The 10,937-nt window shown below is 67.0% G+C and carries 13 protein-coding genes; 2 read left to right on the forward strand and 11 right to left on the reverse strand.

Annotation, left to right across the window (positions count from 1 at the left end; genetic code table 11):
• From ubiB to rlmE, 9 genes are all read right to left on the reverse strand, one after another.
• Positions 1 to 1,626, reverse strand: a 1,626-nt coding sequence (gene ubiB / locus N5E02_RS18080) for a 2-polyprenylphenol 6-hydroxylase (RefSeq protein ID WP_279946575.1), incomplete at its 3' end; no start/stop codon positions are given.
• Positions 1,627 to 1,660: 34 nt separating this feature from the next.
• Entirely contained in the window at positions 1,661 to 2,155 is a 495-nt protein-coding gene (locus N5E02_RS18085; RefSeq protein WP_005416043.1) for a nicotinamide-nucleotide amidohydrolase family protein, read from the reverse strand.
• A 125-nt stretch (positions 2,156 to 2,280) separates the two neighbouring features.
• The gene (gene hflX, locus N5E02_RS18090; RefSeq protein WP_005416042.1) at positions 2,281 to 3,591 is read right to left on the reverse strand and encodes a ribosome rescue GTPase HflX; all 1,311 of its coding nucleotides are present in this window, start codon (positions 3,589 to 3,591) and stop codon (positions 2,281 to 2,283) included.
• A gap of 14 nt (positions 3,592 to 3,605) precedes the next feature.
• On the reverse strand, positions 3,606 to 3,881 hold the full coding sequence (hfq, locus tag N5E02_RS18095) for an RNA chaperone Hfq (protein ID WP_004152891.1): 276 nt from the start codon (positions 3,879 to 3,881) through the stop codon (positions 3,606 to 3,608).
• A gap of 96 nt (positions 3,882 to 3,977) precedes the next feature.
• Positions 3,978 to 4,931, reverse strand: a complete 954-nt coding sequence (gene miaA, locus N5E02_RS18100; protein ID WP_053499102.1) for a tRNA (adenosine(37)-N6)-dimethylallyltransferase MiaA — start codon at positions 4,929 to 4,931, stop codon at positions 3,978 to 3,980.
• Positions 4,931 to 5,827 (reverse strand): dihydropteroate synthase, encoded by an 897-nt coding sequence (folP, locus tag N5E02_RS18105; protein ID WP_279946573.1) that lies wholly within the window; start codon positions 5,825 to 5,827, stop codon positions 4,931 to 4,933. The genes miaA and folP overlap by 1 nt, the downstream gene beginning before the upstream one ends.
• 398 nt (positions 5,828 to 6,225) lie before the next feature.
• Positions 6,226 to 6,411: a hypothetical protein gene (locus N5E02_RS18110; RefSeq protein WP_065179301.1), complete on the reverse strand. Its 186-nt coding sequence runs from the start codon at positions 6,409 to 6,411 to the stop codon at positions 6,226 to 6,228.
• Between the two features lie 102 nt (positions 6,412 to 6,513).
• Positions 6,514 to 8,448 carry an ATP-dependent zinc metalloprotease FtsH gene (gene ftsH, locus N5E02_RS18115; protein ID WP_005416038.1) on the reverse strand — a complete coding sequence of 645 codons (1,935 nt, stop codon included), beginning with the start codon at positions 8,446 to 8,448 and terminating at the stop codon, positions 6,514 to 6,516.
• 69 nt (positions 8,449 to 8,517) lie between these two features.
• Positions 8,518 to 9,150, reverse strand: coding sequence for a 23S rRNA (uridine(2552)-2'-O)-methyltransferase RlmE (gene rlmE / locus N5E02_RS18120; RefSeq protein ID WP_206619774.1), 633 nt, complete (start codon positions 9,148 to 9,150; stop codon positions 8,518 to 8,520).
• Between the two features lie 65 nt (positions 9,151 to 9,215).
• Between rlmE and yhbY the strand changes: the two genes are divergently transcribed.
• Both yhbY and N5E02_RS18130 read left to right on the forward strand, forming a co-directional pair.
• Positions 9,216 to 9,521: a ribosome assembly RNA-binding protein YhbY gene (gene yhbY, locus N5E02_RS18125; RefSeq protein ID WP_005416037.1), complete on the forward strand. Its 306-nt coding sequence runs from the start codon at positions 9,216 to 9,218 to the stop codon at positions 9,519 to 9,521.
• A 13-nt stretch (positions 9,522 to 9,534) separates the two neighbouring features.
• Complete coding sequence (locus N5E02_RS18130; protein WP_005416036.1) at positions 9,535 to 9,909, forward strand: Mth938-like domain-containing protein; 375 nt, start codon at positions 9,535 to 9,537, stop codon at positions 9,907 to 9,909.
• 28 nt (positions 9,910 to 9,937) lie between these two features.
• Here the strand turns inward: N5E02_RS18130 and N5E02_RS18135 are convergent, their stop codons facing one another.
• Both N5E02_RS18135 and N5E02_RS18140 read right to left on the reverse strand, forming a co-directional pair.
• The gene (locus N5E02_RS18135; protein ID WP_065179302.1) at positions 9,938 to 10,426 is read right to left on the reverse strand and encodes a hypothetical protein; all 489 of its coding nucleotides are present in this window, start codon (positions 10,424 to 10,426) and stop codon (positions 9,938 to 9,940) included.
• Between the two features lie 171 nt (positions 10,427 to 10,597).
• A partial coding sequence (locus tag N5E02_RS18140; RefSeq protein WP_279946574.1) for a peptidoglycan DD-metalloendopeptidase family protein occupies positions 10,598 to 10,937 on the reverse strand: 340 nt, incomplete at its 5' end.

Raw genomic sequence — 10,937 nt, forward strand, 5'->3', positions numbered from 1 at the left:
GGCGCCGATGAAACCGCACACGCCCAGTGCCAGCAGCCAGCGACTGGAGACCCCGCCAACGCTGTGCATCACGATCGAGGACCCGATGATCAGCGCGGCGGTGACGATACCCATCACCAGCCGGTTCGCTGCCCGATTCACCTGTTCGCCAAAGCCCTGCAGCGCAGTGGTTTCCACCTTCAGCTGGAGGCGGCCGCGGCGTGCCGCCTGGACCAGCTTGCGCAGGTCGCGCGGCAGTTCCCCGGCGAAGTCGACCAGGCCCAGCAGGCTGCGTCGGCCACGCTTGAGCAGCGCCTTGGGCGCATAGCGCTGCAGCACCACCCGTTCCAGGAACGGGCGCGCGGCACTGGCCATGTCGAAATCCGGGTCCAGCTGGCGACCCATGCCTTCCAGGGTCAGGAAGGCCTTGATCATCAGCGCCAGATCGGCCGGCAGGGTCAGGCTGTAGCTGCGCAGCAGCTGGGTGATATCGCCCAGCATCAGGCCGATGCGCAGGTCCTTCAGCGGCACGCCGCGATACTGGTCGACGAACTGGCTGATGTCGTGCTGCAGGCGGTTCTCGTCCACTTCCACGCCGCCGGCCCAGTCCAGCAGCACATCGGCCACGCTCTGCGGGTCCTGCTCGACCAGCCCGTGCAGCAGCTGCGCGACCTGGAAGCGGCGCACTTCGGACAACGCGCCGACCATGCCGAAGTCAATCACGCCGATGCGGCCGTCACGCAGGTAGAAGATGTTGCCGGGGTGCGGGTCGGCGTGGAAGCAGCCGTCCTCCAGCACCATCTTGAGCACGATGCCGGCACCGCGCCGAGCCAGTTCGCGCCGGTCCAGGCCCGCCGCATCGACGCCGGCCAGGTCACGCCCGGGAATGCCGTCGACGAAGTCCTGCACATTCAGGCTTTCACAGGTCCACTGCCAGTGCACGCTGGGGATCAGGATGTCGTCACGGCCGTTGAAGTTGCGTGCGATGCGTTCGGCGTTGCGGCATTCGGCGGCGAAATCCAGCTCGCGTCGCAGCGACACGGTGAACTGCTGCACGACCTCGGCCGGACGATAGCGGCGCAGGTCCGGCAGCCGCGCCTCGACGATTTCGGCCAGGCGCGCCAGCAACCGCAGGTCGGCCTCGACCACGTCGCGGATACCCGGGCGCCGTACCTTCAGCACCACCTCGCGGCCGTCATGCAGGCGCGCGCGATGGGCCTGCGCCAGCGAGGCGGCGGCCATCGGGATTTCATCGAGGAAGGCGAACACGTCTGCAGGCGAGGCGCCCAGATCGGCCTCCAGCTGCTCGCGGATGTCGGCATACGGCAGCGCGGGCACCGCGTTCTGCAGCTCGGACAGTTCAGCGATCCATTCCGGCGGCAGCAGGTCGACGCGCGTCGCCAGCACCTGACCGAGCTTGACGAAGGTCGGGCCGAGATCCTGCATCGCGCTGCGTACGCGCACCGGCGCGGTCATCCGCAGCAGTTCCTGGCGATCCTCGTTCCAGTGCAGCAGGCGCCCAGCGCGCTCCAGCGTGGTGGCCAGGCCGATGCGCCGCACCACGTCACCGAAACCATAACGGATCAGGACAACCGCAATTTCCTGCAGTCGGCCCAGGTCACGGACCGTGCCCAGCGTTTCCCACATCATGCGTGCTCCGGACGATTACCGGAGCAGCATGTCACAGCTGGGCGTCGATGCCGCGCAATGCCGCCGCCACGGTTTGCCGGCGGATGGCTTCGCGGTCGCCCTCGAACTGGAACAGCTCGGCGCGGGCGTAGCCGCCGCGCCGCTTCCAGCCGATCCAGACGCTGCCGACCGGCTTGCCAGGGCTGCCGCCGCCGGGACCGGCGATGCCGGTCACTGCCACCGCGATGCCGGCCCCCGAGTTGACCAGCGCACCGGAAACCATTTCCAGCACGGTTTCGCGGCTGACTGCGCCAAACTGCTCCAGCGTCTGTGCGCGCACGCCGAGCAGGCGCTGCTTGGCTTCGTAGCTGTAGACCACCATGCCGCAGTCGAAGAATGCCGACGAACCTGCGATGTCGGTCATGCACTTTGCAATCCAGCCACCACTGCAGCTTTCAGCGGTCACCAGCTGCAGCGAGGCCTGCTCGAGGCGCTGCCCAAGCGCGGCGGACTGGATATTGAGTTCAGCGTCGGTGGGGATGGACATCGGCATGACGGTGGGGTGAAGAACCTGCACGTTGTACCGCAGATGACAGGCAGATGTCGCGCCCATCCGGGACGGTTGCGCTGCCGGCCGGCGGCCGGCACTCGCCGGCCCTGCCAGGTGCTACCTCACCACTCCGGCAGTTTCTCCGGCAGCAGCGCCCGGATCGGTGCACCGTCGGCACTGGCGGCCAGCTTCTCGGCTTCGGCAATCGGCAAGTCGACATGCAGCAGCCAGCCTTCCTCATCAGCCTGCTCGCTGCGGATCACTTCCAGCTGGTGCAGGCGCGCGCGCAGGCGGCCGGCATCCGGCGGCAGGCGCAGTTCGCCGGTGACATGCTGCAGGCCCAGGCGCTTGCCCAGCACCGCCTGCAGCAGCTCCAGCCCCCGCCCGTCACGCGCGGAAATCCACACCCGCTCACGACGCGACTCATCCGGGATACCGTCCTGGCCATCGTGGCGCACGTCGGCACCGTCGATGCGGTCGATCTTGTTGAACACCAGCAATTGCGGCAGGTCGCCGGCACCGACTGCGGTCAGCACCTCGTCGACCTGGGCGATGCGCTCCTCGCGGTGCGGATCGGCAGCGTCGACCACATGCAGCAGGAAGTCGGCCTCGCGCGCCTCGGACAGGGTCGAGCGGAACGCCGCGACCAGATCATGCGGCAGATCGCGGACGAAACCGACGGTATCGGCCAGCACCACGTTGCCCCCCGGCACCGCGATGCGGCGCACGGTCGGATCCAGCGTTGCGAACAGTTGGTCGGCGGCATAGGCCTCAGCGCCGGTCATGGCGTTGAACAGGGTCGACTTGCCGGCGTTGGTGTAGCCCACCAGGGCCACGCGCGGCAGCTCGCTGCGCACACGCGCACGGCGCATCTGGGTGCGCTGCACTTCGACCTTTTCCAGGCGCTTCTGCAGCTGCTCCACCCGCTTCTGCAGCAGACGGCGGTCAGTTTCCAGCTGGGTTTCACCCGGTCCGCGCAGGCCGATCGAACCGCCGCGCTGGCGCTCCAGATGGGTCCAGCCGCGCACCAGCCGCGTAGCCAGGTGGCGCAGCTGTGCCAGTTCGACCTGCAGCTTGCCTTCGTGGCTGTGCGCACGCTGGGCGAAGATGTCCAGGATCAGGCCGGTGCGGTCGATCACCCGGCGCTCGAGGAAACGTTCCAGGTTGCGTTCCTGGCCCGGGCTCAATGCATGATTGACCAGGATCAGGTCGGCCCCGCTGGCGTCGGCCGCAGCCTTGATCTCGTCCAGCTTGCCGCTGCCGATCAGGGTCGACGGATTCGGACGGTCCAGGCGCGCAGTGATCGTCGCGGCGATGCTGGCCCCGGCCGAGCGGGCCAGATCACCGAATTCTTCGAGCACATCGTCTTCCAGCTTGCCGAAATGGGGCTGGATCAACAGGGCGTGTTCACCCTTTTTCGAGCGGTCAAACATTCACCGCTCCGGTGTTACTCGTCTGCTTCATCACCTGCCTGACCGCCTTCACCCGACTGCACGTAACCACCGCCCGGACCGACCTTCACGTTGCGTGCCGGAACGACGGTGGAAATGGCGTGCTTGTAGACCATCTGACTGACCGTGTTGCGCAGCAGGACCACGAACTGGTCGAACGACTCGATCGTGCCCTGCAGCTTGATGCCGTTCACCAGGTACACCGAAACCGGCACGCGTTCGCGCCGCAGTGCGTTCAAGAAAGGATCCTGCAGCGATTGCCCCTTGGACATTGCACACTCCTGATTATTGTTCTTATTGGGTTGCCGACGGTTGCCGCGGCCCCCGAGCCGCCCGCCGACCGATGATGTTACACGGCTGGCGGGGATTCAGCGTGCGACGAAGGTCGACACCGCGCTGGCCAGGCGCTCCCCATCAACATGGGGGTCGAACCAGCGCGCATCAAGCTCGCCGCGCAGCCAGGTCAGCTGGCGCTTGGCCAGTTGCCGGGTGGCGAAGATCGCCTTGTCACGGAAACGGGCGGCATCACCCTCCCCGTCCAGGTACTCCCAGGCCTGCCGATAGCCGACCGCGCGCACTGCCGGCAGGTCCAACGGCGCCTCCACGGCTGCCATTTCCGGCATCGCGCGCAATGCCCGCACCTCGTCGAGGAACCCCTGCCCCAGCATGGCGTCGAAGCGCGCCTCGATGCGCTGGTGCAGAACCGCACGGTCGCGTGGGGCGAGGATCAGCTTGAGGGTGCGCACCGGCAATGGCGCTACGCCCGGCCGGCGCTGCCATTCAGTAATGGGGATACCGGTCAGGCGATAGACCTCCAGCGCCCGCTGGATGCGTTGCGGATCGGTCGCATGGATGCGTGCGGCGGCGGCCGGGTCGACCTTGGCCAGCTCGGCGTGCAGTGCCGCCCAGCCACGCTCGGCCGCCTCGGCGCTGAGCGCTTCGCGCATTGCCGGGTCGGCCTCCGGCATCGGCGACAGGCCCTGCAGCAGCGCCCGGAAGTACAGGCCAGTGCCACCGGCCAGGATCGGCGTCCTGCCACGCGCCACGATGTCGGCCACGACCCGTCCGGCATCGGCGGCGAACTCGGCCGCCGAGTAGGTCTGCCAGGGGTCACGCAGGTCCAGCAGATGGTGCGGCGCCTGCGCGCGCTCCGTCGCATCGGGCTTGGCCGAACCGATGTCCAGGTGGCGGTACACCAGTGCCGAGTCGACGCTGACGATTTCGCCATCCAGCTGCCGTGCCAGGGCGATCGCAGTGGCGGTCTTGCCACTGGCGGTCGGCCCCATCACGGCGATCGCCAGTGGCCGCCGATCGATACCCATCAGTCTTCGTCCGGCCAGCGGATCGTCGGCGCAGCGTCGGCGCGCGGCGTCGGTACGGCTTGCACCGCCTGCCAGATCTTCAGCGCATCAACTGTGGCCGTCACGTCATGCACGCGTACGATGCGCGCGCCACGCTGGACCGCGATCAGGTGCGCGGCCACCGAGGCCGCTACCCGCTCGGACGGCGTATCGCGACCTGTCAGTTCACCGAGACTGCGCTTGCGCGACAGGCCGGCCAGCATCGGCACGCCCAGTTCCAGAAAGCGCTCCGAACGCGCCAGCAGGGTCATGTTGTGGCCGGTGGTCTTGCCGAAGCCGAAACCGAGGTCGATCAGCAGGTTCTTCCTCGCGATGCCTGCCATCTCGGCAGCGAACAGGCGCTGCACCAGGAAGCCGTGCACCTCGCCGACCACATCGTCGTAGTGCGGATCGGCCTGCATGTGGCCCGGTTCGCCCTGCATGTGCATCAGCACCACCGGCACGCCGGTTTCCGCAGCGGCCTCGAGCGCACCCTCCTGGCGCAGGCCGAAGATGTCGTTGATCATGCCGGCGCCAGCGGCCACGGCCGCGCGCATCACTTCCGGCTTGAAGGTGTCGATGCTGATCGGCACGTGGGTCCGGGCCGCCAGCTGCTCGATCACCGGAATCACCCGGCCCAGCTCCTCCTCGACCGATACCGGCGTGGCGCCCGGGCGGGTCGATTCGCCGCCGATATCGAGAAGGTCCGCGCCCTCCTCGACCAGCTTCAGGCCATGAGCGACTGCGGCCTCGGTGGTGTCGTGCGCGCCGCCATCGGAAAACGAGTCCGGGGTGACGTTGACGATGCCCATGACCTGGGCACGGTCGAGGCGCAGGATGCGGCCGGCGCAATCGAGCTGGGGCGAGGTATCGAACATCGGTAATCCTGCTGGAACAACGGCGGGTAGTTTAGTTCGGCAGGGCGGCGCCCTGCACCCGCAGAGGCAACGGCCAAAGCCAATGCGGCTCTGGATTGCTGATGGTCTGGCGGGACGGTGTGGGGCTGCAGGACCGTTGGCGCCATGGATGGCGCCATCGAGCCCCCATGGGTGAGGGCGCTTTGCCTGCGAAGCACTGCTTCGCAAGCGCCCGAACGCACAGCCGCCGGCGGCTGGGCCGGACCGCGGAGCGGGGTTTACGGCGTGTCCTGCCAACCCACACCGCCCCGCCACCCCAAGGAATGCCCGCTTCTGCTGTTGCTGTTGCTGTTGCTGCTGAGGTTGCCGGCCAACGGCCGGCACTACCACGGGTGCAGGGCGCAGCCCTGCCGACACCCTCAACGGCGGCGACGCTTGCGGTCCACGTACAGGGTCCTGGCGATGCTCAGCACGATGCCGACCGCGATACCCACCACGCAGCCCAACAGCAGATTGTCGGCTCCGAGGCCCACACCCACGCCGACCACGGTGGCGATGACCATTTCGACGGTGTGGGAAATCGGTTCGGGCTTCGGGGCAGACATGCGGGCTCCAGCGTCAGTTCGGTTCTTCGGAATGGGCCGGTAGCCCGGAAACGACGAAGCCGGGTTGCCCCGGCCTCGTCTGGTGTCACGCGCAGCGGGCCGTCAGTGCGATTCGGCCGGGCCCGCGATCGGCGGCAGCGGGCGGGCGTCGCCGCCCTTGTCGTTGCCACCATCCTTGTTCGACTTGCTCCAGCCAGCCGGCGGCGGCGGATCGCGGCCTTCCATGATGGCGTCGATCTGCGGCGCGTCGATCGTCTCGTACTGCAGCAGCAGCTGGGACATCGCGTGCAACTTGTCCAGGTTGGCCGTCATCAGCTCGGTAGTGCGCGCGTAGGCTTCGTCGAGGATCTTGCGCACCTCCTCATCGATGCGACGCGCGGTGTCGTTGGACACGCTCTTGTGCTGGGTGACCGAACGGCCCAGGAACACCTCGTCATCCTCTTCGCCATAGGCGATCGGGCCGAGCTGGTCGGACAGGCCCCACTTGGTGACCATGTTGCGGGCCATCTTGGTGGCGCGTTCGATGTCGTTGGAAGCGCCCGTGGTGACCTTGTCGGCACCGAAGATCAGCTCCTCGGCCACACGACCACCGTACAGCGAGCACAGCTGCGACTTGATCGCCACGCGGTTCATCGAATACTTGTCGCCCTCCGGCAGGTACATGGTCACGCCCAGCGCACGGCCGCGCGGGATGATCGTGACCTTGTAGACCGGGTCGTGCTCGGGCACCAGGCGGCCGACAATGGCGTGGCCGGCTTCGTGGTAGGCGGTCAGGGTCTTCTCTTCTTCGCTCATGGCCATCGAGCGGCGCTCGGCACCCATCAGGATCTTGTCGCGGGCACGGTCGAAGTGGTCCATGCGGACTTCCTTCTCGTTGCCACGCGCGGCGAACAGGGCCGCCTCGTTGCACAGATTGGCCAGATCAGCACCGGAGAAGCCCGGGGTACCCCGCGCGATCACCATCGGCTCGACATCGTCGGCGAGCGGCAGCTTGCGCATGTGGACCTTCAGGATGTGCTCGCGACCCTTCACGTCCGGCAGGCCAACCACGACCTGGCGGTCGAAGCGACCCGGGCGCAGCAGCGCCGGGTCCAGCACGTCCGGACGGTTGGTGGCGGCGATCACGATCACGCCTTCACCGCCCTCGAAACCGTCCATTTCGACCAGCAGCTGGTTCAGGGTCTGCTCGCGCTCGTCATGGCCACCGCCCAGGCCGGCGCCACGGTGGCGACCGACGGCGTCGATTTCGTCGATGAAGATGATGCACGGGGCATGCTTCTTGGCCTGCTCGAACATGTCGCGCACGCGGCTGGCGCCGACGCCGACGAACATTTCCACGAAGTCCGAACCGGAGATCGAGAAGAACGGCACCTTGGCTTCGCCGGCGATGGCCTTGGCCAGCAGCGTCTTGCCGGTACCCGGCGGGCCCACCATCAGCACGCCGCGCGGAATCTTGCCACCCAGCTTGGTGAACTTGGACGGGTCGCGCAGGAAGTCGACCAGCTCGCCCACTTCTTCCTTGGCCTCGTCGCAGCCGGCGACGTCGGCGAAGGTGACCTTGATCTGGTCCTCGCCCTGCAGCTTGGCGCGCGACTTGCCGAAGGACATCGCGCCCTTGGCACCGCCGCCACCGCCCTGCATCTGGCGCATGATGAACAACCAGAAGCCGATGATCAGGATGACCGGCAGGAAATTCATCAGGATCGCGCCGAGGGAGATGCCGCTGGACGGCTCCTCCTGCACGATCTCCACGTTCTTGGTGCGCAGCACGTTGATCAGGTCGCGATCGAACGGTGCGGTGATGGTGGATGTCTGCCCGCCGCGGGTGGTGTAGGTCAGCTGGCTGGTGCCGCCGCGCATGTCGCCGCCAAAGGCGACCTTCTGCACGTTGCCGCTGTCCACCTGGTCCAGGAACTGCGAGTACGACGCACCCTGCGCGCCGGCTCCGGAGGACTTCGGCGAGAAGCTCTGGAAGACCACCATCAGCACGACGGCGACGACCACCCATAGCAGGAGGTTCTTGGTCAAGTCGTTCATCCTCATTGGCTCCGGTGTTCCTCTCAGTGCTGGCGTTGCGTGGGGGTCGAACTTGCGTACATTGCGAGCTTACTTCATGTGGGCGCGTTTTCCCTGACCCAAGGCGTACACCTCGGGAGAGCGCTTGCGCGAGGCTTCCGGCTTGCGGATGGAGACCTTGTCGTACCGGCGGCGCATGTCGCGCACGTAGTCGTCAAAGCCCTCGCCCTGGAACAGCTTGATCAGGAATGCCCCACCGGTCTTCAGGTGGTTGTCGGCAAAATCCAGGGCCAGCTCCGCCAGGTGCATCATCCGCGGCTGGTCGACCGCGCCCACACCACTCTTATTGGGGGCCATGTCCGACAGCACAAGGTCTACCGGCCGATCCCCGAGCATGGCTTCAAACTGCGATAGGACGGCTTCTTCCCTGAAGTCACCATGAAGGAACTCCACGCCGGCCAGCGGCGGCATGTCCAGGATGTCCAGGGCCAGCACGCGGCCGGTGTCGCCGATCTGTCTCCTAACCTGCTGAGACCAGCCACCCGGCGCCGCGCCGAGGTCGACCACCACCATGTGCGGCTTCAGCAGCCGGTCACGTTCAAGCAGCTCTTCGAGCTTGTAGGCGGCGCGCGAGCGCATGCCTTCGGCCTGCGCCTTCTTCACGAAGGGGTCGGAGAAGTGTTCCTTGAGCCAGCGCTGGCTGCTTTTGCTGCGGGTAGCCATTGAAAATAGGGGCTGATGGGGTCCTCATGATACCCTGATCGCCCCATTCAACCGTGTTTTCCTGCATGTCCATCGCCCTGACCGCTTCCCAGACCCGTTTCCTGCGCGGCCAAGCCCACGACCTGAAGGCCCTCCTGCAGACCGGCGGCAAGGGTGTGACCCCGGCCTTCATCGCTGAGCTGAACGAAGTGCTGGAGCGCCACGAGCTGGTCAAGGTGAAGGTCGCTGCCGAGGATCGCGACGCCCGTGACGTGATGATCGGCGAGATCGTCGAAGCCACCGAGAGCGCTCTGGTGCAGCGCATCGGCCACGTCGCCGTGCTGTACCGCCCGAGCAGGGAACAGCGCCAGATCGTGCTGCCGCGCGGCTGATCGCCCTACCGTCATGCAGCTGAACCACGAACCGCCCGACTACGCCTACAGCCTGCGCGCCGCCGATGGCCGCTCGGCCAAGGTCAATGACCAGGTGCTGGACGGGAGCTTCTTCCTGACCCCGGACCAGCTGGTCGCGCATTGGCCGGTGGCGAGCGCCGCTGCGTTGCAGCTGGCGGACCTGGAGCCGATCCTGGCGCTGAACCCGGCGCTGATCGTGCTGGGTACCGGTGACCGCCAGGTGTTCCCATCGGCGGTGGTGATGGCCGCCTGCCTGTCACGCGGCATCGGCCTGGAAGTGATGAACAATCCAGCCGCCGCACGCACCTTCAACATCCTGGCAGGCGAAGGCCGCAAGGTCGCGGCTGCTTTCATTCTGGAAGGCTGAGTTCTCGAGTCACCGGTGCCTCCGGCCCCTAGCGGCCTGAAGGCGCGCAGCGGAATGCCGAGAACTCCTGGAGCCGGCCGATCAGGTGGCCGCCCTGCCCCCAGCGGATATCCATGACCTTCCAGTCCCGGTCCTGCCGCTGCAGCAGGACCCGGTCGGTCCATCGATAGTCGCCCACTGCCATGTCGACGCGGATCCAGGTCGCGTCACCCCTCGATTCGGGCATTCCCACCGCGACCGTGTCCGGTCGGTCCGGCGCCAGCAGATACAGGCTCTGGTCGAGCATGTGCGGCTTCTCGTCGTGCGCGGCCAGCGCGGTGCAGGCCCGCTCGTAAGCATGCTGCGCATCGACCGCCGAGCGCAGGGCATCGCCCAGCGACGGCGGGATGGCCGCTTCATCTGAAGCCGGCGCCTGGACTACGGCGTAAAGACGGGTGACCACGTCGCGCGGATCGCTGGCCGCGGTGACCAGCGGCGCGACGATCAGCAAGGCGAGAACGGAAGCAGGACGCAGCATGGGGTACCGGGTCGACTGGGACCGCTCAAGAATGCCGGGTATCCGGTCCGCCGTGAAGGTGAGCCTGCGGCACACAGGATCGCAAACGACCGCTCCGCAGTCGCTGAGTCGAGCACGGCTCTACAGGTCAGGAACGCCAGGCATGGCCCGGCACTCCCTGTTCCAACCGCGTCAACGTGCCGGCAGGTACTGCTGCGGATCGACCGGCTTGCCGTTGTAGCGAATCTCGAAGTGGACCATGTCGCGGTTCGCACCGGTGCGGCCCATTTCGGCGATCTGCTCGCCAGCCTTCACGCTCTGCCCTTCATTGACCAGGCGCTTGCGGTTGTGACCATAGGCGGACAGCCACTGGTCGCTGTGCTTGATGATGATCAGTTCGCCGTAGCCGACCAGGCCGGCACCGGAGTACACCACCACACCGTTGGCGGTTGCCTTGACCGGCTGGCCGCTGGTGCCGGCGATGTCGACGCCCTGCTTGGTCGCGTCACCGGCCACGTAGCGGCCGACGATC

The sequence above is a fragment of the Stenotrophomonas sp. GD03777 genome, assembly GCF_029842485.1.
GTDB classification, from domain to species: Bacteria; Pseudomonadota; Gammaproteobacteria; order Xanthomonadales; family Xanthomonadaceae; genus Stenotrophomonas; species Stenotrophomonas sepilia.